The 20,833-nt window shown below is 54.6% G+C and carries 24 protein-coding genes and 2 pseudogenes; 16 read left to right on the top strand and 10 right to left on the bottom strand.

All coding sequences use genetic code 11. The features are described 5' to 3' along the window. Window positions 1-8 precede the first annotated feature (8 nt). From rsxG to gstA, 5 genes are all read left to right on the top strand, one after another. Entirely contained in the window at window positions 9-629 is a 621-nt protein-coding gene (gene rsxG / locus CWM52_RS08480) for an electron transport complex subunit RsxG (RefSeq protein ID WP_100683679.1), read from the top strand. A 3-nt stretch (window positions 630-632) separates the two neighbouring features. After that, window positions 633-1,337: an electron transport complex subunit E gene (locus tag CWM52_RS08475; protein ID WP_100683678.1), complete on the top strand. Its 705-nt coding sequence runs from the start codon at window positions 633-635 to the stop codon at window positions 1,335-1,337. Then, a complete protein-coding gene (nth, locus tag CWM52_RS08470; protein ID WP_100683677.1) occupies window positions 1,334-1,969 on the top strand; it encodes an endonuclease III in 636 nt (211 codons plus the stop codon). The genes CWM52_RS08475 and nth overlap by 4 nt, the downstream gene beginning before the upstream one ends. A 600-nt stretch (window positions 1,970-2,569) precedes the next feature. Further along, complete coding sequence (dtpA, locus tag CWM52_RS08460; protein ID WP_100683675.1) at window positions 2,570-4,075, top strand: dipeptide/tripeptide permease DtpA; 1,506 nt, start codon at window positions 2,570-2,572, stop codon at window positions 4,073-4,075. A 105-nt stretch (window positions 4,076-4,180) separates the two neighbouring features. Further along, on the top strand, window positions 4,181-4,783 hold the full coding sequence (gene gstA, locus CWM52_RS08455; RefSeq protein ID WP_100683674.1) for a glutathione transferase GstA: 603 nt from the start codon (window positions 4,181-4,183) through the stop codon (window positions 4,781-4,783). 51 nt (window positions 4,784-4,834) lie between these two features. On the opposite strand, the gene pdxY is transcribed toward gstA, so the two are convergent. The 5 genes from pdxY to anmK all read right to left on the bottom strand — a co-directional run bounded on the left by pdxY (window position 4,835) and on the right by anmK (window position 9,532). Next, window positions 4,835-5,695 (bottom strand): pyridoxal kinase PdxY, encoded by an 861-nt coding sequence (gene pdxY, locus CWM52_RS08450; protein WP_100683700.1) that lies wholly within the window; start codon window positions 5,693-5,695, stop codon window positions 4,835-4,837. A 66-nt stretch (window positions 5,696-5,761) separates the two neighbouring features. Then, window positions 5,762-7,036 (bottom strand): tyrosine--tRNA ligase, encoded by a 1,275-nt coding sequence (gene tyrS / locus CWM52_RS08445; protein ID WP_100683673.1) that lies wholly within the window; start codon window positions 7,034-7,036, stop codon window positions 5,762-5,764. Between the two features lie 241 nt (window positions 7,037-7,277). Further along, window positions 7,278-7,934, bottom strand: a complete 657-nt coding sequence (gene pdxH / locus CWM52_RS08440) for a pyridoxamine 5'-phosphate oxidase (protein ID WP_100683699.1) — start codon at window positions 7,932-7,934, stop codon at window positions 7,278-7,280. A 57-nt stretch (window positions 7,935-7,991) separates the two neighbouring features. After that, entirely contained in the window at window positions 7,992-8,315 is a 324-nt protein-coding gene (gene mliC, locus CWM52_RS08435; RefSeq protein WP_100683672.1) for a C-type lysozyme inhibitor, read from the bottom strand. 92 nt (window positions 8,316-8,407) lie between these two features. Beyond that, on the bottom strand, window positions 8,408-9,532 hold the full coding sequence (anmK, locus tag CWM52_RS08430; RefSeq protein ID WP_100683671.1) for an anhydro-N-acetylmuramic acid kinase: 1,125 nt from the start codon (window positions 9,530-9,532) through the stop codon (window positions 8,408-8,410). A 267-nt stretch (window positions 9,533-9,799) separates the two neighbouring features. Here anmK and slyB point away from each other — a divergent pair, with 267 nt between their 5' ends. The 4 genes and pseudogenes from slyB (at window position 9,800) to CWM52_RS27085 (ending at window position 11,310) form a co-directional block, all read left to right on the top strand. Then, window positions 9,800-10,267, top strand: a complete 468-nt coding sequence (gene slyB, locus CWM52_RS08425) for an outer membrane lipoprotein SlyB (protein WP_100683670.1) — start codon at window positions 9,800-9,802, stop codon at window positions 10,265-10,267. 412 nt (window positions 10,268-10,679) lie between these two features. Continuing rightward, window positions 10,680-10,982: pseudogene (locus CWM52_RS27095) on the top strand (MASE4 domain-containing protein). Further along, window positions 10,972-11,031, top strand: a pseudogene (locus CWM52_RS27090) (hypothetical protein); the annotation flags it as partial. The pseudogenes CWM52_RS27095 and CWM52_RS27090, both read left to right, overlap by 11 nt. 12 nt (window positions 11,032-11,043) lie before the next feature. Beyond that, entirely contained in the window at window positions 11,044-11,310 is a 267-nt protein-coding gene (locus tag CWM52_RS27085; protein WP_407081504.1) for a hypothetical protein, read from the top strand. 38 nt (window positions 11,311-11,348) lie between these two features. Here CWM52_RS27085 and slyA read toward each other — a convergent pair whose 3' ends face one another. After that, window positions 11,349-11,789 carry a transcriptional regulator SlyA gene (slyA, locus tag CWM52_RS08415; protein WP_100683669.1) on the bottom strand — a complete coding sequence of 147 codons (441 nt, stop codon included), beginning with the start codon at window positions 11,787-11,789 and terminating at the stop codon, window positions 11,349-11,351. A 172-nt stretch (window positions 11,790-11,961) separates the two neighbouring features. Between slyA and CWM52_RS08410 the strand changes: the two genes are divergently transcribed. Genes CWM52_RS08410 through CWM52_RS08400 form a run of 3 tightly spaced genes read left to right on the top strand, consistent with a single transcriptional unit; the run spans window position 11,962 to window position 15,129 of the window. Next, window positions 11,962-12,198 carry a DUF1656 domain-containing protein gene (locus CWM52_RS08410; RefSeq protein ID WP_004862692.1) on the top strand — a complete coding sequence of 79 codons (237 nt, stop codon included), beginning with the start codon at window positions 11,962-11,964 and terminating at the stop codon, window positions 12,196-12,198. A gap of 10 nt (window positions 12,199-12,208) precedes the next feature. Further along, window positions 12,209-13,105 (top strand): HlyD family secretion protein, encoded by an 897-nt coding sequence (locus CWM52_RS08405; RefSeq protein WP_100683668.1) that lies wholly within the window; start codon window positions 12,209-12,211, stop codon window positions 13,103-13,105. Continuing rightward, window positions 13,105-15,129, top strand: a complete 2,025-nt coding sequence (locus CWM52_RS08400; protein ID WP_100683667.1) for an FUSC family protein — start codon at window positions 13,105-13,107, stop codon at window positions 15,127-15,129. The genes CWM52_RS08405 and CWM52_RS08400 overlap by 1 nt, the downstream gene beginning before the upstream one ends. On the opposite strand, the gene sodC is transcribed toward CWM52_RS08400, so the two are convergent. From sodC to CWM52_RS08385, 3 genes are all read right to left on the bottom strand, one after another. Further along, window positions 15,122-15,643 (bottom strand): superoxide dismutase [Cu-Zn] SodC, encoded by a 522-nt coding sequence (gene sodC / locus CWM52_RS08395; RefSeq protein WP_100683666.1) that lies wholly within the window; start codon window positions 15,641-15,643, stop codon window positions 15,122-15,124. The two genes, CWM52_RS08400 and sodC, sit on opposite strands and share 8 nt — an antisense overlap. 71 nt (window positions 15,644-15,714) lie before the next feature. Continuing rightward, entirely contained in the window at window positions 15,715-16,611 is an 897-nt protein-coding gene (locus CWM52_RS08390; protein WP_100683665.1) for an aldo/keto reductase, read from the bottom strand. A 48-nt stretch (window positions 16,612-16,659) separates the two neighbouring features. Beyond that, the gene (locus CWM52_RS08385) at window positions 16,660-16,899 is read right to left on the bottom strand and encodes a DUF1289 domain-containing protein (RefSeq protein WP_032687394.1); all 240 of its coding nucleotides are present in this window, start codon (window positions 16,897-16,899) and stop codon (window positions 16,660-16,662) included. A gap of 138 nt (window positions 16,900-17,037) precedes the next feature. Between CWM52_RS08385 and CWM52_RS08380 the strand changes: the two genes are divergently transcribed. The 4 genes from CWM52_RS08380 to rnt all read left to right on the top strand — a co-directional run bounded on the left by CWM52_RS08380 (window position 17,038) and on the right by rnt (window position 20,116). Further along, on the top strand, window positions 17,038-17,637 hold the full coding sequence (locus CWM52_RS08380; RefSeq protein ID WP_100683698.1) for a TetR/AcrR family transcriptional regulator: 600 nt from the start codon (window positions 17,038-17,040) through the stop codon (window positions 17,635-17,637). Between the two features lie 53 nt (window positions 17,638-17,690). Further along, window positions 17,691-18,788 carry an alkene reductase gene (locus CWM52_RS08375; RefSeq protein ID WP_100683664.1) on the top strand — a complete coding sequence of 366 codons (1,098 nt, stop codon included), beginning with the start codon at window positions 17,691-17,693 and terminating at the stop codon, window positions 18,786-18,788. A 163-nt stretch (window positions 18,789-18,951) separates the two neighbouring features. Then, window positions 18,952-19,359 (top strand): lactoylglutathione lyase, encoded by a 408-nt coding sequence (gene gloA, locus CWM52_RS08370; protein WP_100683663.1) that lies wholly within the window; start codon window positions 18,952-18,954, stop codon window positions 19,357-19,359. 106 nt (window positions 19,360-19,465) lie between these two features. Next, window positions 19,466-20,116 (top strand): ribonuclease T, encoded by a 651-nt coding sequence (gene rnt / locus CWM52_RS08365; RefSeq protein ID WP_100683662.1) that lies wholly within the window; start codon window positions 19,466-19,468, stop codon window positions 20,114-20,116. Between the two features lie 51 nt (window positions 20,117-20,167). Here the strand turns inward: rnt and grxD are convergent, their stop codons facing one another. Next, on the bottom strand, window positions 20,168-20,515 hold the full coding sequence (gene grxD / locus CWM52_RS08360) for a monothiol glutaredoxin 4 (RefSeq protein WP_100683661.1): 348 nt from the start codon (window positions 20,513-20,515) through the stop codon (window positions 20,168-20,170). Window positions 20,516-20,833 lie beyond the last annotated feature (318 nt).

The following is a 20,833-nucleotide window of genomic DNA, read 5'->3' as shown; positions in this document are numbered from 1 at the left end:
GACCAATGATGTTAAAAAGCATGCGCAAACACGGCACCACGCTGGCGCTCTTTGCCGCCGGCTCTACCGGGTTAACTGCGGCCATTAATGAGCTGACGAAATCGACGATTGCTGAACAGGCGGCGACGCAGCAAACAGCGCTGTTCAATCAGGTTATGCCTGCGGACCGTTATAATAACGATCTGCTGCAAAGCTGCTATCTGGTCGCGGCGCCGCCGCTCGGTAAAGGGCAGCATAAGATCTGGATTGCCAAAAATAACGACGCTCCGGTCGGGGTGGTGATGGAAGCGACGGCGCCCGATGGTTACTCCGGCGCGATTCAACTGCTGGTCGCCGCCGACTTTAAAGGCACCGTACTTGGCACCCGCGTGACGGAGCATCATGAGACGCCCGGCCTTGGCGACAAAATTGAACTCCGTCTGTCGGACTGGATAACCTACTTTGCGGGTAAAATCATTCATGGTCCCGGCGACAGCCATTTTGCCGTGAAGAAAGACGGCGGTGATTTCGATCAGTTCACCGGCGCCACGATTACCCCACGCGCGGTGGTCAACGCCGTTAAGCGTGCCGGTCTGTATGCGCAAACGCTGCCGGCACAGATTCCTGAACTCACCTCCTGCGGAGAGTAAGCCATGAGCGAAGTCAAAGACGTTATTGTTCAGGGGTTGTGGAAAAACAACTCCGCACTGGTGCAACTGTTGGGTATGTGCCCCCTGCTCGCCGTGACCTCTACCGCTACCAATGCGTTAGGGCTTGGACTGGCGACGACCCTGGTGCTGACGCTGACCAACCTGACCATCTCCAGCCTGCGCCGCTGGACACCGGCTGAAATTCGTATCCCGATTTATGTCATGATCATCGCATCGGTTGTCAGTATCGTGCAGATGCTGATTAACGCCTACGCATTTGGTCTGTATCAGTCTCTGGGGATTTTTATTCCGCTGATTGTGACCAACTGCATCGTGGTCGGTCGAGCCGAAGCCTTCGCCGCCAAAAAGGGGCCAGCGCTGTCGGCGCTGGACGGTTTCTCCATTGGCATGGGGGCGACCTGCGCGATGTTTGTGCTCGGTTCGCTGCGAGAAATCCTCGGTAACGGGACGCTGTTTGATGGTGCCGATAGCCTGCTGGGCAACTGGGCGAAAGTACTGCGGATCGAAGTGTTCCATACCGATACGCCGTTCCTGCTGGCGATGCTGCCGCCGGGCGCCTTTATCGGTTTAGGGATGATGCTGGCGGTGAAATATCTGATTGATGAACGAACCAAACAGCGTAAAGCAAAAGCAGTTGCCGCGAGTCAAGCGGCGCCGGCTGATGCTCACAGGGAAAGTCTGGGATGAATAAGAGCAAACGTCTGGAGATCCTGACCCGCCTGCGGGATAACGACCCACACCCGACAACGGAACTGAATTTCAGCTCACCGTTCGAATTACTGATAGCCGTATTACTCTCGGCGCAGGCGACGGACGTCAGCGTGAATAAAGCCACGGCAAAGCTGTATCCCGTGGCGAATACGCCAGCAGCCCTGCTGGCGCTGGGTGTTGATGGCGTCAAAACGTATATCAAGACCATCGGCTTGTTTAACAGCAAAGCTGAAAATGTGATCAAAACCTGCCGGATCCTGCTTGAGCAGCACAATGGCGAGGTTCCGGAGGACAGAGCGGCGCTGGAAGCGCTTCCCGGCGTGGGACGTAAGACCGCCAACGTGGTACTGAACACCGCTTTCGGCTGGCCGACGATTGCCGTGGATACGCATATTTTCCGCGTTTGCAATCGGACACAATTTGCTCCCGGGAAGAACGTTGAACAGGTGGAGGAAAAACTGCTAAAGGTGGTTCCCGCCGAATTTAAAGTCGACTGTCACCACTGGCTTATTCTCCACGGCCGCTATACCTGTATTGCGCGCAAACCTCGCTGCGGTTCGTGCCTGATTGAAGATCTGTGCGAGTTTAAAGAGAAAGTCGACGAATAACCCTTCGCTAAAATCATTACCCTTCTTGTGGTAATGGTTCTGCTCCTTCCGCCTGCCTCCTGTCTTTAACGCCACTATTTCCACACTTCACAGGACAATTAACCATCTATATAACGCTCACCCAGGTAAATCATTTTTTGTGGCGAAAAAATTTCTATATATTTGTGATCCAGATCATCCACGCAACTTAATGTTAAATCCATGTTGTCGCAATGATACGAAAAGTCAGTATTTGCAATATCAGAGCCCCGCCACCCAGGACAATAAACCATCATATTTTATGATTACAGGCCATATCACTACATTAACGGCAAATTAGTAGAATATATCGCCATTAACCAATCATTTCTTTTCCCTGAAAGATAAAAATACCATCAACGTGTAAAAGCTGAAATTTAACTCTGCATAACATTTGAATGACTGGCGGATTATAACGCCAAAGATAAATGTAACAGAGTATTGCAAAGAGCTTGCCTCAATGACCAGGATAGTGAACATTACTTGCCGTTTTCCCTCCAGAATAACTATAAAGGCGGCGGTCTTATCAGATTGCGCCCCGAACACCCCCCGTTAATATGGGATGTAAAAAAAGAGGTATATGTGTCAACTGCAAACAATAAACCAGCAGAAAGCGTGAGTCTGAACGCTTTCAAACAACCGAAATCGTTCTATCTGATCTTCTCGATCGAGTTATGGGAGCGTTTTGGTTATTACGGCCTGCAAGGGATCATGGCCGTTTACCTGGTAAAACAGCTGGGTATGTCAGAAGCGGATTCTATTACTCTCTTCTCCTCCTTCAGCGCGCTGGTTTATGGCCTCGTGGCTATCGGCGGCTGGCTGGGCGATAAAGTGCTCGGAACGAAACGCGTGATTATGCTGGGGACTATCGTCCTCGCTATCGGCTACGCCCTGGTGGCTTATTCCGGACATGACGCGGCTATCGTTTATATGGGTATGGCGACCATCGCCGTCGGTAACGGCCTGTTTAAGGCTAACCCGTCCTCCCTGCTCTCGACCTGCTATGAGAAAGATGACCCGCGTCTTGATGGCGCATTTACGATGTACTACATGTCCATCAACATCGGTTCCTTCTTCTCGATGCTGGCCACCCCGTGGCTGGCAGCGAAATTTGGCTGGAGCATCGCCTTCTCTCTGAGCTTCATCGGGATGCTGATTACCCTGGTGAACTTCATGTTCTGCAAAAAATGGGTGAAAAACTACGGTTCGAAGCCTGACTTTGCCCCGGTGCATTTCGGCAAACTGCTGGCGACCATCGTCGGCGTCATCGTCCTGGTGGTGATTGCGACCTGGCTGCTGCACAACCAGGGGATTGCCCGTATGGTGCTGGGCTTAGTGGCCCTGGGAATCGTGATTATTTTTGCCAAAGAAGCGATTGTGATGAAAGGTGCGGCGCGTCGTAAGATGATCGTCGCCTTCATTCTGATGGTTCAGGCGATCGTCTTCTTCGTCCTCTACAGCCAGATGCCGACTTCACTGAACTTCTTTGCTATCCGCAACGTTGAGCACGCTATTCTGGGCATCAGCTTCCAGCCTGAGCAGTTCCAGGCGCTGAACCCGTTCTGGATTATGGTCGGCAGCCCGATTCTGGCCGCTATCTATAACAAGATGGGCGACCGTCTGCCGATGCCGCACAAGTTCGCAATCGGCATGGTGCTCTGCTCGCTGGCGTTCCTCGTCCTGCCGCTGGGCGCCAAATTTGCAACCGACGCCGGTATCGTCTCCGTTAACTGGCTGATTCTGAGCTACGCGCTGCAGAGTATCGGTGAGCTGATGATTTCCGGTCTGGGTCTGGCGATGGTGGCACAGCTGGTCCCGCAGCGCCTGATGGGCTTTATCATGGGCAGTTGGTTCCTGACCACCGCAGGCGCCGCAATCATCGCCGGTAAAGTCGCCAACCTGATGGCGGTACCGGAGGACGTTACCGACCCGTTGCAGTCTCTTGCCGTCTATGGCCATGTCTTCCTGCAGATTGGTATTGCTACTGCAGTTATCGCCGTGCTGATGTTCGCTATCGCGCCGAAACTGAACCGCATGACCCAGGATGACGAGGCGGTGAGCAAAGCTCGCGATACGGCAACCGCTTAAGCGCTTCGGGAAAACGAATAAATTTAGGCCGCTAACGCTTTGTTAGCGGCTTTTTTTTTACCCCTGGGCTAACATACAGAAAACTGCAGCCACGAGGAGTTACTGATGAAACTGTTCTACAAACCCGGCGCCTGTTCCCTTGCATCACATATCGCCCTACGCGAAAGCGGACTGGACTTCACCTTACAGGGCGTCGATCTGCAGAAGAAGCGCCTGGAAAACGGTGAGGATTATCTGCAAATCAACCCGAAGGGACAGGTTCCGGCGCTGCTACTTGACGACGAAATCCTGCTCACGGAAGGCGTCGCCATTATGCAATATATTGCCGATCGGGTGCCGGATCGCCAGCTGCTGGCGCCGGTGGGCACCATTGCGCGCTACCAGACTCTCGAGTGGCTGAACTACGTCGCGACAGAGCTGCATAAGGGCTTTACGCCGCTTTTCCGCCCGGATACCCCGGAAGATTACAAGGCTGTCGTGCGCGCGCAGCTGGAGAAGAAGCTGCATTATATTGATGAATCGCTGAAGGAGAAGCAGTGGCTGAACGGGCATCGTTTCACCATCGCGGATGGCTACCTGTTTACCGTACTGCGCTGGGCCTGGGCCGTGAAGCTGGATATGACCGGTTACAGCCATATCGAAGCCTGGATGAAACACGTGACCGCTCGTCCATCGGTGGCCGCGGCGCTGGCGGCGGAAGGGTTCTAATCGCGCGGCGTCATCTGTGCCCGGCTGCGAGGCCGGGCAGCAGTGCGACAGTTAAAGCTGAGTGGCGCTAAAGTAGTGCTCCGGCTGCGCAATTCGGTCCTGAGCGGCAACAACCTGCAGCTCATACTCCTGTCTGTTTTTCGTGGCCAGCATAATTTCATACACCGCAGCGGTCACATGTTCCAGCGCATCGCGAAGTAAAGCGTCCTGCAACAGTTTAACCAGCAGTAATCCGCTGGTCACATCGCCGACGCCGACCGGCTGACGGAGGCCAAAATCGACCAGCGGGCGGCTGATATGCCAGGCTTCATCAGCCGTCACCAGCAGCATTTCGAACCGCTCCATACTCAATCCGGCGCGGGCAAGATGCTTAACCAGTACAACCTGCGGGCCCTGGGCAATCAGCTCACGCGCGGCTAAGACGGCTTGCGCAACCGTAGCCACCGGATGACCACAGAGGATTTCCAGCTCAATCAGGTTGGGGGCAATAATATCGCTCGCCGGCAGCGCATGGCGAACGTGAAACTCCGCCACTCCAGGCGCGACGATGCAGCCCTTCTCAGGGTGTCCCATCACCGGATCGCAGAAATATTTCGCCGCCGGATTAGCCGCTTTGACCTGACGCACGATACCGAGGATATGCTCACCCTGTTCGGCGGAGCCCAGATAGCCGCTCAGTACCGCATCGCAACGCTGAAGCTGATTAATCTCGGCAATCCCCTGAACGATTTCGGTCAGATGCGCAGGCGGCATCACGCAACCGGTCCATTTCCCGTACTGCGTATGGTTGGAGAACTGAACGGTATTAAGGGGCCAGACATTCGCGCCAAGGCGACGCATCGGAAATTCCGCAGCACTATTGCCCGCATGTCCAAAAACAACGTGGGACTGAATAGCGAGGATGTTCTTCATTTTTTGCTTACCATAACCCTGAAAAAAGAAAGGGGCATGGTTTCCCATGCCCCTGCTGATTTTTTATTATTTCCAGCAAATCAGACAGTAGTTCTTTTTACCGCGACGTAACAGCGTGTAACGGCCGAACAAAATGTCACTGTCCTGGAAGAAATATTCCGGATCGGACTGTTTTTCACCGTTGATCGTTACCGCATTGGAAGCGATGGTTTTACGTGCCTGACCGCGAGACGGCTGCAGTTCCGAATCCACCAGCGCCTGCATCAGATCGGCACCCTTTTCCATTTCGACCATCGGCACGCCATCCTGCGCCAGCTGTTCGAAATCGGCTTCGCTCAGCGCACTCAGCGTCCCGCTGAACAGGCTCTCGGTGATGCGTTTTGCGGCTACCAGACCTTCTTCACCGTGAACCAGACGCGTCACCTGTTCGGCCAGCACGTACTGCGCACGCGGAGCCTTACCGCTGTTTTTATCTTCTTCTTCCAGCGCATTGATCTCGGCAATGTCCATGAAGGTGAAGAACTTCAGGAAGCGATAAACGTCAGCATCCGCGGTGTTAATCCAGAACTGGTAGAATTTGTACGGACTGGTTTTCTTCGGATCCAGCCATACCGCGCCGCCTTCGGTTTTACCGAACTTGGTGCCATCGGCTTTGGTGATCAGCGGAACGGTCAGACCAAACACCTGGTTCTGGTGCAGACGACGGGTCAGGTCGATGCCGGAGGTGATGTTGCCCCACTGATCGGAACCGCCAATCTGCAGCGCCACGCCATGCAGTTTGTTCAGACACGCGAAGTCGTAACCCTGCAACAGGTTATAAGAGAACTCGGTAAACGAGATGCCCTGATCGTCGCGGTTCAGACGCTGCTTAACCGCTTCTTTGTTGATCATCTGGTTTACGGAGAAGTGCTTGCCGATATCACGCAGGAAAGTCAGCACGTTCATGCCGCCAAACCAGTCGTAGTTATTCGCGGCAATGGCTGAGTTGTCACCGCAATCAAAGTCGAGGAACGGCGCGACCTGCTTGCGAATTTTATCTACCCACTCCTGCACGGTATCTTCGGTGTTCAGTTTACGCTCGGCGGCTTTAAAGCTCGGGTCACCAATCAGACCGGTCGCTCCCCCCACCAGCGCCACAGGCTTATGGCCTGCCTGCTGAAAGCGTTTCAGGCATAACAATGGAACAAGATGCCCCAAATGCAAGCTGTCAGCGGTTGGATCGAAGCCGCAATAGAGCGCGATCGGGCCTTGCGCCAGTCGCTCTGCTAACGCTTCCTCGTCCGTCACCTGGGCTACCAGCCCCCGCTCTTGCAATTGTTTAATCAAGTTACTGCTTGCCATCAAATTCTCCATGTATAAACGACTGCACCTTTGCCGGTACACGACTTTTCGCCAGACGCGAAAAAAAACATCTATGCAAAATCATTTAAGTTGCTTCAGGGCAGGCAGTACGGAGACTCATACCAGTCAACGACCGGAATAAGCCAGCACAGCCAACACAGACGCAGCTTGAAAAATGAAGCCTATAGAATAAAGCGCCAGCCCATCCAGTACCAGCGCTTAACACAACAAATTTCAGGGATTACGGGGCCAGACGATCGATTTTCCACGCGCTATCGTCGCGCTGGTATAAAAAACGATCGTGCAGACGGTGTTCACCGCCCTGCCAGAATTCCATCTGCTCAATACTGACGCGGAATCCGCCCCAAAAGCTCGGCAGCGGCACTTCGCCTTGCTGGAATTTCTGTTTCAGCTCCAGGAACTTACTTTCCAGGATGCCGCGGGCTGAGATGCGGGTTGACTGTTGCGAGACCCAGGCGCCAATCTGGCTGTCGCGCGGACGACTGTGGAAATACTTCACCACTTCCAGCGTTGACAGGCGCTCCGCCTTGCCAGTGACCATCACCTGGCGCTCCAGCATGTGCCACGGGAAAAGCAGGCTCACGCGAGGATTGTTTTCGATCTGGTGGGCTTTACGACTCCCGAGGTTGGTGTAAAACACCAGCCCTTTTTGGTCATAGTGCTTGAGCAGGACAATTCGCTGGTAAGGTTGACCGTTTTCATCAACCGTGGCGACGACCATTGCCGTCGGGTCAGCCAGCCGGGCGTCGCAGGCTTGTCTGAGCCAACGCTCAAACAAAGTCAGCGGTTCAGCGGGAAGGTCGCGGCGGCGCAGGCCGCCACGGGTATACTCTCGGCGCAGATGCGCGATTTGCTGCAATTCGTCGTTATCAGACATGGCAATTGAGAACATAGTCAACGGGTGGCGTCATTGTGCGCCCCCGGGGCAGAAATCTCAACGTTTGGCCGTCTGCAGCCGACAGTTTTCCAGCACAACGCGATCGCGCTTGTAAACGGTGGCGCTGTCGCCTTTCGACCAGAAGACATAGACGCCGTCGGTATAGCGCGCACCTGATGCCGAAAGCCCCTGCGCCAGATTCAGCTGCTGGTTGTCATAGATAAAACTGGCCATCTGACGGCTATTGTTGATGTGCACGGTCAGCGGTTTCTGATCGCACTGATACTCCAGGGTATCCGTCTGCATCCGCTCCACAAACTGGTTATAGTAGCTACAGCCTGCGAGCATAAAGGGTACTACAGCGATAAGGATTTTTTTCATTCGTTTGCCTTCGACTTTCCCGGTCCAGGAGGGCAAATTGCCCCCCGTTTACTTGATCCAGTTTACCGGCTAATAAAAAACAGGTGTTTCAGTTAACTCTGATTCTGCGGTCGGTTTGCGGGGAAAATAGCCCCCAGCACGGTGGCCTCAGACGCGCCGGTGACCGAGGGGAGATTGCCGGGAAGCCCGGACATCGTTCGCCACGCCAGCCAGGCGAACGCCAGCGCTTCCATATCATCGCCGCTGATTCCCGCCGCATCGGTCGTGGAAACCTCCGTTCCCGGCAACAGCGCCGCCAGCCGCGCCATCAGCAGCGGATTACGCGCCCCGCCGCCGCACACCAGCAGGCGTTCGCAGCCGCCGCTCAGCAGCACCTGCTCCGCGATGGTCACCGCCGTCAGCTCAGCCAGAGTCGCCTGCACATCCTGCGCCCGCAGCCCAGGGAAGCGGGCCAGATGGCGCTCCAGCCAGCCGTAGTTGAAATATTCGCGTCCGGTACTTTTCGGCGCCGGTAGCGCAAACCACGGGTCGCTGAGCATGTTTTGTAACAACGGCAGCAGCACCTTGCCCTCGCTGGCCCACTGCGCGTCTTTATCGTAGGGTTTTCCACACTGGCGCCAGATCCACGCATCCATCAGCATATTGCCAGGTCCGGTGTCATAGCCGCGGACCGGCACGCCCGGCGCCAATAGCGACAGGTTGGCAATCCCACCGATATTAAGCACCATTCGCCGTTCGACGGGATGTGCCAACAGCGCCTGGTGGAAAGCGGGCACCAGCGGCGCTCCCTGACCGCCAAGCGCCATATCACGACGCCGAAAATCGCCCACCACCGTCACGCCGGTATGGGCGGCTATCTGGTTGTTATCACCGATTTGCAGCGTATTCGGCGCGTCGCCAGTCGGTTCGTGCCATACCGTTTGTCCATGACAACCGATGGCGACAATGTCCGCCGGCTGCACATTTTCCTGACGCATAAGAGCCAGTACGGCATCGGCAAATAAGCGCCCGAGACGCGTATCCAGTTGACCGAGCCGGGATAACGTCAGCGTTTGTCCCTGGCAGATAGCCAGAATATCCTCTTTTATTGCCACCGGAATGGGGTACGACAGACTGGCCTGCTGCGCCACTACGCTTTCGTTGATTGCCGCCAGAACCACATCAATACCATCAAGGCTGGTTCCGGACATTACGCCGATAAAGTGACCTGATTTCATACGCCTTCCTTCATTCCATGACTTTCGTATGCCTCACACTCCATCATAAAGAAGAGCGCAATGCTACGTTGCACTAACGTTTATTAACATTAAAGCGCGAAAGATTGCGCATGACGCAAAGAACGTATGTTTATGTTAAGTTGAAGAGGTGCGGATTATTATTTTTTGTATAGTCCATGCCGGAGGTCTGCCAGCCGACGATGAAATGCCATATAATTGAACGCATGGACGTTCAACAGAACACTATTCGGTGAAGGAGATTCATAAATGATTTTACGTGTTTTGGCTGTCTCGATGATTGGTTTATCGCTTGCAGGTTGCGTGAGCAGCAGCGGCCTCTCCGGAGACGTTTACTCCGCATCGGAAGCCAAACAGGTGCAAAGCGTCACCTACGGGACCATTGTTCATACCCGTGCCGTTCAGATCCAGAGCGGTGATGACAGCAATGCTATCGGTGCTATCGGTGGTGCGGTGCTCGGCGGTTTCCTCGGTAACACCATCGGCGGCGGTACTGGCCGTTCTCTGGCAACCGCAGCAGGCGCAGTCGCCGGCGGCGTCGCTGGCCAGGGCGTACAGGGTGCGATGAACAAAACTCAGGGCGTTGAGCTGGAAATCCGTAAAGACGACGGCAATACCATCATGGTGGTGCAGAAACAGGGTAACACCCCGTTCTCTGTCGGCCAGCGCGTGGCGATTGCCGGCAGCGGCAGTCAGGTTACCGTCTCCCCGCGTTAAGCTTTTTCTTATCAGTACGGCCTTCCCGGGCCGTACTCTTCTACCAATGGCTTGATATGAAGACGTTGGCGGATACTCGCTAAAAAACCGCACGGTCGCATCCATCCCCCTTCTGGTTCTCTCTTGCGTTTGCGCAATATTTAGCATCCGCGTTATTGTGTTATTTTATGAATGACCTTACGTCGGACAGAACCGCTTTATATAAAGTCTTTACAAGGATGAAACTGATGACTGTTAACCGCAGCCGCTTAGCAAAGCGGGTTTTTGTGTACTCCGTCATTTGTATTATTGCTATTGGCGTAATATACATGTCCTCCTCATCATTAATTAGTCGTATCCCTACGCTTAATCCCTTTCTTTTACCCGCGATGACTATTTTTTATTAATTCTGCACATTACGGTTTCCAGTTTCATGATGATGAAGTCCTGGTGCAATAGAAAGCGTCTGTATCTGATTCCGATTGCCAGTGCGTTCGCCGGTTCATCATAGCTGATGTTCGGAACGTTGAGCTGCTATCCCGAGTGGTTCCTGTGTGATTCGAATCTGTTTGCTAACGCTAACGCTGCGCTGATTTTTTACAGCTTCCGTAATATGATGATGCTGTTTAACGCGGCGATTATTTTATATTACTTTCGCCATAGTCCAAAACTCACCCGCACGGTGATTTTTTTGTGCTACGTATATTTTTACGCTGGCTTTTTTATTGTTATCTGAAAACGACACCGAGTACGCCTGGTATCATGCACGTTTTTTTGAAGTCATTAGCACGTTGTTTATGTTTTTCATTTTATTGTGCGATGTATTCAGTCTGTATCGGGAATCCAAAAACAAATACCTGAACTCTTCCCAAAATTCGATCCGTGACCCGCTGACCCGGCTATACAACCGCAGCTACTTTTATGACACGCTCGCCGCCCAACTCGAGAAAACCTCGGTTTCCCGGCCCCTGTCGGCGATCGTCGAGTGCGTAAGGCGAGCGGATGCGGCAATGTATGAGGCCAAAAAAGGCGGGCGTAATCGGGTGGTTATCTGGCACGAGTAAATAAAAAAGGGCCTTGAATACTCAGGGCCCTGAATAAATTAATCTTTTTCCTGAAGATCGAGGATATTTTGTTCCAGTTTACGCACTAAACTGAGCAGCGTTGCGACTTCTTCTGCCGATACGCCAGACAGAATTTCATCTCGCGTCTTGCCGATCACCTCTTCCATTTCGTTGATCAGCGGCTCCGCTTTTTCCGTTAACCTGATTCGTTTCGCGCGCCGGTCGTTTGCACAAGTCTGGCGAGAAATGAGGCCTTTCTCTTCCAGCTGATCCAGCGTCCGCACCAGTGAGGGTTGCTCGATACCAATAGCTTTCGCCAGTTGAATCTGCGACTGCTCAGGAGGCAGCTGATGAATATTATGCAGCGTGACCCAATGCGTCTGCGTTAACTCCAGAGGTTTCAGGCGATGGTCGATCAGCGCGCGCCAGACGCGCACTAAACGTGCCAGATCAGAACCAAGTGGCGATTCCAATTTCATCTCCTTATAATTAGCTTGCTAAGTTATTATACTGATTTTACAATAGTGTGCAGCATTTGAATAATCAAAACAAATGAATTACCTGATACACCAAATTCAACACCATGATTTACAATGTGTAATAGTAGCATGCTATGAACATTCTCCCTGCAATGGCAAAGGATTTTTGCTTGTGAAACTGAGTCTTAACACTTCCGGACTGGCGCTCCAGGATCTGGTATTCGGTGCATCAATTTACTTTCCTCCCCTGTTTAAAGCCGTGCTGCTGGGATTTTTTATCTGGCTGGTTATTCATCGTCAGCTGCGCGACTGGATGTATGCCGGCGATATCTGGCATCCCTTGCTGATGGATCTGTCCCTGTTTGCACTCTCCGTGTGTCTGGCTCTGGTTTTACTGACTGCCTGGTAATGTTCACGACATGAAAAAACTTAAATATCTCTCGACGTTATTGGTCGCCGCACTTGCGATTATTGCCGCCTGGCTGGTCTGGAACTATTACACGCAATCCCCCTGGACCCGGGATGGCAAAGTACGCGCCGAGCAAGTCAGCATTACGCCGCAGGTCTCAGGCAGCATCCTCCAGCTAAACGTTCGCGATAACCAGCTGGTCAAAGCAGGCGACGTGCTGTTCAGGATTGATGACACTCCCTATCGGATTGCCGCTCTCAACGCCGAAGCGCAGCTGGCGAAAGCGAAAGCAGAAATGGCCAAAGCGCAAGCGGAGCAAACAAAAGCGGCCAGTGACGCCCGTCGTCGTCGTCATCTTTCGCCAGAGGCCATCTCCGCCGAAGATCTGGAAAGCGTGGATACCGCACTGAATAGCGCCACCACCACTCTTGCGGCCGCCAAAGCGGTGGTCGGCGTGGCGCAGGCCAGTCTCGAACACGCGCAATGGCAGCTTGACCAGACGGCAGTGAAATCGCCGGTAGACGGCTGGGTGACAAACTTAACGACCCGTGTGGGCGACTACGCTTCCGCGGGCCATCCGGTTTTCGCCCTTGTCGATAGCAATTCATTTTATGTCATTGGTTATTTTGAAGAAACTAAGCTGCGGCATATTCGCGCCGGCGATCCTGCGCAGATAGTGTTATACAGCAGCAAACAAACGTTACAGGGTCACGTATCCAGTATCGGCCGCGCGATCGTCGACCAGAGTATTGAAAGCGGTAACAGCCTGGTCGCGAATATCAAGCCGAATATCCCGTGGGTGCGTCTGGCCCAGCGTGTACCGGTGCGCATCGCGTTAAACGACTTACCTGCGGATATAACCCTGGTTTCCGGGACCACCTGCACCGTCTCGATTGGCGCCCCCTGATGAAACGGCTGGTCCCGTCGTGGCAGGCGCTTCCCTGGATTAAAGCCAGCCGTGCGCAGTGGCGCTATGCCCTGCGTAACGGTATTGCGATGTGTCTCGCGCTGAGTATTGCCTACTGGCTGGATCTTGATGAGCCCTACTGGGCGATGACCTCTGCCGCCGTCGTCAGTTTCCCGACGGTAGGCGGCGTTATCAGTAAGAGCTTCGGGCGCATCGCCGGAAGCCTGCTCGGCGCCTGCGCCGCGCTCCTGCTCGCCGGGCATACGCTAAACGATCCCTGGCTGTTTTTATTCAGCATTTCGGCATGGATTGCGCTCTGCACCTGGGCCTGCGCAATGTATACCAACAACGTGGCCTACGCCTTCCAGCTCGCCGGCTATACCTGCGCCATTATCGCCTTTCCGGTTATCAACGTTACCGACGCCAATGAGCTATGGACTATCGCCCAATCGCGGGTTTGCGAGGTTATCGTCGGTATCCTGTGCGGCGGGCTGATGATGATGATCATGCCCAGTACGTCGGATGGCGCCACGCTGCTGACGGCATTGAAAAATATGCATGCTCGCCTGCTTGAGCACGCCAGTCTGCTGTGGGTACCGGAAACCAGCGATGCCATTCGCACCGCCCACGAAAGCGTGATCGGGCAAATCCTGACCATGAACCTGCTGCGTATTCAGGCCTTCTGGAGTCATTACCGTTTTCGTCGTCAGAATCCGCTGCTGAACTATTTACTCCACCGGCAGCTGCGGCTGACCAGCGTAATCTCCAGCCTGCGCCGGATGTTGCTTAACTGGCCAGCCGCGCCGGCACAGACCCGCGCAGTCCTGGAAACGCTGCTTATCGCGCTGGCCAACCCCCGGGCCGATTTTTACGCTGTCGCCCGGATAATCGCCCCGCTGGCGCCTCCCGCCGATGCCGACTATCGGCATCTCGCTTTCTGGAAGCGCCTGCGCTACTTTTGCCGCCTGTATCTGGACAGCAGTCGCTGGCTCCGCCGCGTGGAGAACGCCTCGGCAATCGCCGAATTTAATGTTCCTTCCGCCCCGGCATTAGCTCGTTATACCGATCAGGCCGAAGCGTTATGGAACGGTATCAGAACCTTCTGCGCGCTGGTGGCGGTGGGGGCATGGGGTATCAGCACCCAATGGCAGTCCTGCGCCGCCGCCCTCACCCTGGCGGCAATTTGCTGCGTACTTTATTCGGTCTCACCCTCGCCGTTCAAATCACTGAGCCTGCTGATGCGGACGCTGATATTGCTGTCGATATTCAGCTTCGGGGTGAAATTCGGCCTGATGGTGCAGATAACCGACCTGTGGCAGTTCCTGCTGTTCCTTTTCCCGCTACTGACCACCATGCAACTGCTCAAGCTGCAAATGCCAAAGCTGGCGGGTCTGTGGGGACAATTGATTGTCTTCATGGGGTCGTTTATTTCGGTAACCAACCCGCCGGTGTACGACTTTGCCTCTTTTCTCAACGATAATCTGGGAAAAATCATCGGCGTCGGCTTTGCCTGGCTTGCTTTTGCGGTGATCAGCCCCGGCTCCGATGCGCGCAAGAGCCGCCGCCACATAAAATCGTTACGCCGTCACTTTGTCGATCAGCTGAGCCGCCGTCCGCAGCATAGCGAACACGAGTTCGAATCGCTGGTTTACCATCACATCAGTCAGTTAAGCAACAGCCAGGATGCCCTGGCGCGCCGCTGGCTGCTGCGCTGGGGCGTGGTGCTGCTTAACTGTTCGCATGTGGTCTGGCAGCTTCGCGAGTGGGAAGCCCGTTCTGACCCGCTCTCGCAGGTCCGGGATTTATGCATCAGCCTGCTTCGGGATGTCATGAGCGAACGCGGCGTCCAGCAACGTCCGCTGGCCGCAACATTGCAGGAGCTACAGCGAATTTGCGACACCCTGAACCATCACCACCAGCCGGCGGCAAAAGAGCTGGCTGCCGTGATCTGGCGGCTGTATTGCGCCTTGTCCCAGCTTGAGCAGGCACCTGCGATCGGGACGATAACCGAAAGAACTACTTAATCACCCCGCAGGCAAAACGTTCGCCGCCTCCGCCGAGGGGCTGCGGACTGTCGGACATATTGTCTCCACCGACATGGACCATCAGGGCTTTTCCCCGCACCTCAGCCAGCGTTTTAAGCCGCGGCGCCACCACCGGCTGGGTGGCTTTCCCGTCGCTGTTGACGACCAGTACCGGCAGGTCGCCCAGATGCCCGCGCCCCTCAGGCCCCTCATGTTTCCCGGTCTGCTGCGGGTCGTAATGTCCGCCGGCGGCACCGGCGGCGACGGCCTTACCGTCTTTTATCGCCGGTTGGCAGCTACCGTTAGCATGAATGTGAAAACCATGTTGACCCGGCGGTAGCGCTTTGAAATCAGGGGTAAATTCCAGCTCCTTTGCGGTCTCGCTGATTTTAACGCTGCCAATGGTCTGGCCCACGCTTTGGCTGGTAACCAGATTGAGATCCACGTTTTCGCTGGCCGCCTGCGCGCCCGCTGAGATCGCTAAAGTCAGTATTGCAAGGATACATCGTTGCATAACACCTCCAGAATGGCTCTGTCCCTGATAAGGGTAAACCAGAGACGACCATTGTGGAGGCGGTGGGAGGATTATGGTACGTCGTAACCCAGCGCGGCTTTGCGGATGCGGAACCACTGCTGACGGGACATATTCAGCTTTTCGGCTACTACGGCAGAACGCACGCGCTCGATTTTACCGGAACCGATGATTGGCAACGGCTGTGACGGCAGACGCAGGATCCACGCATAAACCACCTGCTCAATGCTCTCGGCATTCAGCTCCTGAGCCACCTGCGCCAGCTCATCGCGCAGCGGCTGGAAGCTTTCATCATTGAACAAACGCCCGCCGCCGAGGCAGGACCAGGCCATCGGCCGGATACGCAACTGCTGGAGCTGATCCAGGGTGCCATCCAGCAGCAGCGGCTGGTGTACCGGAGAGATTTCAACCTGGTTGGTGGCCAGCGTAAACGGCAGGCGCGATTGCAGCAGCGTAAACTGCGCCGGCGTAAAGTTGGAGACGCCAAAGTGGCGAACTTTACCGCTGTGATGCAGGACGAGGAAAGCTTCCGCCACCTCATCCGCATCCATTAACGGATCCGGGCGGTGGATCAGCAGCAAATCCAGATGGTCGGTCGCCAGATTGCGCAAGGACTGCTCGGCGCTTAAGACGATATGATCGCGATCGGTGATATAGTGGCCGATGGTGTTTTCGGCGCGGGCTTTAGTGGCAATGCCACATTTGCTGACGATTTCCATGCGGCTACGCAGATGCGGGGCCTGCTTCAGCGCTTCGCCAAAGGCCGCTTCGCACTGATAATTGCCGTAAATATCCGCGTGATCGACGGTAGTCACCCCCAGATCCAGGTGCTGCTCAATAAAACTGACCCGCTCGTTCACGGACATATTCCAGTCCATCAAACGCCAGTAACCCATTACAAAACGCGAAAATTCCGGCCCCTGTGGAGCCATAGCAATACGCTGAACCATAACAACGTCCTCAACAAAAAAGTGTGTTGAGTATACGCAATTTTGCCATTAAAACAGTGAAGGCTGCTGTGGTTCTTCCTCGGCCTGCGGCTTATTCGCGCGTAATTTGCGCAACAAACGCTGACGGCACAGGCGCAGCACATCCTGCTTCTGAGCATCGCTCATTGTTTGCCAGTGAAAACGCTCTTCACGGCTACGAAAGCAACCGCGACAAAACCCACGTTCATCTGACTGACAAATTCCCCGGCACGGACTCTGTACCGGGAAAAACTCCAGCTGCTCTGCCACTCCACGCCTCCGCGACTTCTCTGTGTCTTTTATTGAAGACGTTTCAACGCCATCTGGCAACTTTTGTTATTCAGTCCCCTGCCGCAGGCGACATTTTTTGTGCTTGCATTAGACCAATCGGTCTATTACAGTGAGCGCATGAACAAACATAGCGAATACGATACCCGCGAACATATTCTGGCAACCGGTGAACAGCTGTGCATGCACCGCGGTTTTACCGGAATGGGCCTGAGCGAGCTGCTGAAAATAGCGGAAGTGCCGAAAGGTTCTTTCTACCACTATTTTCGCTCTAAAGAAGCTTACGGCGTCGCGCTGCTTGAATATCACTATGCTGGCTATATGCGCCGTCTGGTTGACCATTTTGCTCACGGCGAAGGGAATTATCGCGACCGCCTGCTGGCTTACTACCAGCATACCCTGACGCAGTTTTGCCAGCAGGGCGTAATCAGCGGTTGCCTGACGGTGAAGCTCTCCGCTGAAGTGTGCGATTTGTCTGAATCCATGCGCGAAGAGATGAACAAAGGCGCCAGCCAGATTATTACTTTGCTGGGCGAAGCGCTGGAAAAGGGCCGCCGGGAAGGCTGCCTGACATTTAATGGCGATGCCTTTACCCTCTCCCAGGTGCTTTACTCCCTGTGGCTGGGAGCCAATCTGCAGGCCAAGATTACCCGCAGCGCAATGCCGCTGGAAAGCGCCCTTGCCCATGTCAGACAGATTATTGCAGCGCCTGGCGTTTAACAGGCGTTTTTATTTAACGAATTACGAGACGACCGGTCTACTCAGGAGTCATTATGTCCGAATCAAAACTGTTTTCCCCACTGAAAGTCGGTGCGATAACCGTACCTAACCGCGTATTCATGGCTCCGCTGACGCGCCTGCGCAGTATTGAACCCGGCGATATCCCGACGCCGTTAATGGCAGAGTACTATCGTCAACGTGCCAGCTCCGGACTGATCATCTCCGAAGCCACGCAGATTTCAGCCCAGGCAAAAGGCTATGCCGGCGCCCCAGGTCTGCACAGCCCGGAACAGATCGCGGCATGGCAGAAAATCACCGCCGGCGTTCACGCTGAACATGGCCGTATCGCCGTGCAGCTGTGGCATACCGGTCGTATTTCCCACAACTCTCTGCAGCCCGGCGGCGAAGCGCCGGTCGCGCCTTCTGCTATCAGTGCGGGCACCCGCACCTCCCTGCGCGATGAGCATGGTCACGCTATGCGCGCCGACACCTCGATGCCACGCGCGCTGGAGCTCGATGAAATTCCGGGGATCGTCGATGATTTCCGCCAGGCGGTAGGCAATGCCCGCGATGCCGGCTTTGATCTTGTGGAGCTGCACTCTGCGCACGGCTACCTGCTGCATCAGTTCCTGTCCCCTTCTTCTAACCAGCGTAGCGATCGCTACGGCGGCAGCGTTGAAAACCGCGCGCGTCTGGTACTGGAAGTGGTGGATGCCGTCAGCAAAGAGTGGAGCGCTGACCGTATCGGGATTCGCGTCTCGCCAATCGGTAGTTTCCAGAATGTCGATAATGGCCCGAACGAAGAAGCCGATGCGCTGTATCTGATTGAAGAACTCGCCAAACGCGGCATTGCCTATCTGCACATGTCCGAGCCGGACTGGGCCGGCGGCCAGCCGTACAGCGACGCGTTCCGTCAGAAAGTGCGAGATCGCTTCCCGGGCACGATTATCGGCGCCGGCGCCTACACGGTAGAAAAAGCCAACGAGCTGATCGGCAAAGGCTTAATCGATGCGGTGGCCTTTGGTCGTGACTATATCGCCAACCCCGATCTGGTCGCACGTCTGCAGCATAAAGCCGCGCTGAACCCGCAGCGCCCTGAAAGTTTTTACGGCGGCGGTGCGGAAGGCTATACCGATTACCCGACGTTGTAATCCCGCCGGATAAGAAAGAGCCGCGTAAGGGCCGCCTGAAATGGCGGCCTTTTTACGATATAGTGCTCAGGGGTATGAAACGCCTTGTCCGTTTTGTTACGCTATTCTGACAATTGCACATACGGTCTCTGCTAAGGGGCTGTAAACAAGGAGTATAAAAACTATGCGCTTACTTCACACCATGCTGCGCGTTGGCGACCTGCAACGTTCTATTGAGTTTTACACCAACGTGCTGGGCATGAAGCTGCTGCGTACCAGCGAAAACCCCGAGTACAAATACTCGCTGGCCTTCGTGGGCTACGGCGAGGAAAGCGAGACGGCGGTTATCGAGCTGACCTATAACTGGGGCGTTGACCAATACGACCTCGGCAGCGCTTACGGTCATATCGCGCTGAGCGTGGATAACGCCGCCGAAGCCTGCGAACGTATTCGCCAGAACGGCGGCAACGTCACCCGCGAAGCGGGCCCGGTGAAAGGCGGTACCACGGTTATCGCTTTCGTTGAAGATCCGGACGGCTACAAAATCGAACTGATTGAAGAGAAAGACGCTGGCAAAGGTCTTGGCAACTAACCTGCTTCGGGCGCTTATCGGTGCCCGCTGTTTTTCCCCTTCCTGCTGCAAGGCACGGCAAAATTTGCCATAATGCGCGCTACTTTTTTCCAGTTAAGAGAATCTGATGTCCGAGAACGTTCAACTTAATGGTCTGTGCGACCGTTTTCGTGGTTTCTACCCCGTGGTGATTGATGTAGAAACCGCCGGGTTTAATGCTAAAACCGATGCCCTGCTTGAGATAGCCGCCATTACGTTGAAAATGGATGAGCAAGGCTGGTTGATGCCGGACGAGACGTTGCATTTTCATGTTGAACCTTTCGAAGGCGCCAATCTGCAGCCTGAAGCGTTGGCCTTTAACGGCATCAATCCGCATGACCCTGAGCGCGGCGCGGTGAGCGAATACGACGCCCTGCACGCCATTTTTAAAATGGTCCGCAAGGGAATTAAGGACCACGATTGTAATCGTGCCATCATGGTGGCCCACAACGCGACGTTCGATCTCACCTTTACGATGGCCGCCGCCGAACGCGCCGGACTGAAACGTAATCCGTTTCACCCGTTCGTGACGTTTGATACCGCGGCGCTGAGCGGACTGGCGCTCGGTCAGACGGTGCTGTCCAAAGCCTGCCTGGCCGCCGGGATGGCGTTTGATGGTGCCAAGGCGCACTCTGCGTTGTACGATACCGAGCAGACGGCACAGCTGTTTTGCGAAATCGTCAACCGCTGGAAACGTCTTGGCGGCTGGCCATTACCGCTTGCCGGACAAGAAGAATAAGAGACAAAAAAAGCGACTTCACAGGAAGTCGCTTTTTTACTGGCAGCAGGCTTATTCAGCTTTCGGTTCGTCGGCCTTGTACTTTGCCGCCGTTTCTTTGATCAGCTGCTGCAGCTCGCCGCGCTGATACATTTCAATCACGATGTCGCAACCGCCAACCAGCTCGCCATCAACCCACAGCTGCGGGAAGGTCGGCCAGTTCGCATATTTCGGCAGTTCCGCGCGGATATCCGGGTTCTGCAGGATGTCAACGTAGGCAAAACGCTCGCCGCATGCAGACAGCGCCTGTACAGCCTGAGCGGAAAAACCGCAGCTTGGCAGTTTCGGAGACCCTTTCATGTACAGCAGGATCGGGTTTTCAGCGATTTGACGTTGGATTTTTTCTACAGTCGTGCTCATTGTCATGCTTCCTTAACTTCTATACGGCAGTAATTTGTCATTGTAGCGTCCTGAACGCAGGACGGATAATAACATTTTTTTCACTCATTATATTTTATCTTCTGTGCCCAGAAGTTGCCTTAAAAATATCACTTTGCCCGTGTAAAAGCGGTATCTCTTAGACTGGCCCCATAGATCACCAGACACTTCGACCCACCTTAAATTAATGACTAGTCGGGAGAATGACATCCGCACAGTGCGTTAGGCTACCGTTCGCCGCGGGAATATCTGCGACGCTGGCAGGCCTAAATAAGAGAGTCGATGAGTCTGGAGTTATAG

Origin of the sequence: Raoultella sp. T31 (genome assembly GCF_002806725.1) — a bacterium.
In the GTDB taxonomy this organism is placed as follows: Bacteria; Pseudomonadota; Gammaproteobacteria; order Enterobacterales; family Enterobacteriaceae; genus Klebsiella; species Klebsiella electrica.
This window is presented reverse-complemented; position numbering and strand designations above follow the sequence as displayed.

Excerpts from the sequence above, each read along its gene's own strand:
- slyA (WP_100683669.1), bottom strand. The coding sequence starts at position 11,789 with ATGAAATTGGAATCGCCACTTGGTTCTGATCTGGCACGTTTAGTGCGC.
- tyrS (WP_100683673.1), bottom strand. The coding sequence starts at position 7,036 with ATGGCAAGCAGTAACTTGATTAAACAATTGCAAGAGCGGGGGCTGGTA.
- mliC (WP_100683672.1), bottom strand. The coding sequence starts at position 8,315 with ATGAAAAAAATCCTTATCGCTGTAGTACCCTTTATGCTCGCAGGCTGT.
- CWM52_RS08405 (WP_100683668.1), top strand. The coding sequence starts at position 12,209 with ATGAAAAAACTTAAATATCTCTCGACGTTATTGGTCGCCGCACTTGCG.
- nth (WP_100683677.1), top strand. The coding sequence starts at position 1,334 with ATGAATAAGAGCAAACGTCTGGAGATCCTGACCCGCCTGCGGGATAAC.
- pdxY (WP_100683700.1), bottom strand. The coding sequence starts at position 5,695 with ATGAAGAACATCCTCGCTATTCAGTCCCACGTTGTTTTTGGACATGCG.
- pdxH (WP_100683699.1), bottom strand. The coding sequence starts at position 7,934 with ATGTCTGATAACGACGAATTGCAGCAAATCGCGCATCTGCGCCGAGAG.
- CWM52_RS08390 (WP_100683665.1), bottom strand. The coding sequence starts at position 16,611 with ATGGTTCAGCGTATTGCTATGGCTCCACAGGGGCCGGAATTTTCGCGT.
- rnt (WP_100683662.1), top strand. The coding sequence starts at position 19,466 with ATGTCCGAGAACGTTCAACTTAATGGTCTGTGCGACCGTTTTCGTGGT.
- gstA (WP_100683674.1), top strand. The coding sequence starts at position 4,181 with ATGAAACTGTTCTACAAACCCGGCGCCTGTTCCCTTGCATCACATATC.
- CWM52_RS08475 (WP_100683678.1), top strand. The coding sequence starts at position 633 with ATGAGCGAAGTCAAAGACGTTATTGTTCAGGGGTTGTGGAAAAACAAC.
- CWM52_RS08375 (WP_100683664.1), top strand. The coding sequence starts at position 17,691 with ATGTCCGAATCAAAACTGTTTTCCCCACTGAAAGTCGGTGCGATAACC.
- slyB (WP_100683670.1), top strand. The coding sequence starts at position 9,800 with ATGATTTTACGTGTTTTGGCTGTCTCGATGATTGGTTTATCGCTTGCA.
- rsxG (WP_100683679.1), top strand. The coding sequence starts at position 9 with ATGTTAAAAAGCATGCGCAAACACGGCACCACGCTGGCGCTCTTTGCC.
- CWM52_RS27085 (WP_407081504.1), top strand. The coding sequence starts at position 11,044 with ATGTTTTTCATTTTATTGTGCGATGTATTCAGTCTGTATCGGGAATCC.
- anmK (WP_100683671.1), bottom strand. The coding sequence starts at position 9,532 with ATGAAATCAGGTCACTTTATCGGCGTAATGTCCGGAACCAGCCTTGAT.
- gloA (WP_100683663.1), top strand. The coding sequence starts at position 18,952 with ATGCGCTTACTTCACACCATGCTGCGCGTTGGCGACCTGCAACGTTCT.
- sodC (WP_100683666.1), bottom strand. The coding sequence starts at position 15,643 with ATGCAACGATGTATCCTTGCAATACTGACTTTAGCGATCTCAGCGGGC.
- grxD (WP_100683661.1), bottom strand. The coding sequence starts at position 20,515 with ATGAGCACGACTGTAGAAAAAATCCAACGTCAAATCGCTGAAAACCCG.
- CWM52_RS08380 (WP_100683698.1), top strand. The coding sequence starts at position 17,038 with ATGAACAAACATAGCGAATACGATACCCGCGAACATATTCTGGCAACC.
- CWM52_RS08400 (WP_100683667.1), top strand. The coding sequence starts at position 13,105 with ATGAAACGGCTGGTCCCGTCGTGGCAGGCGCTTCCCTGGATTAAAGCC.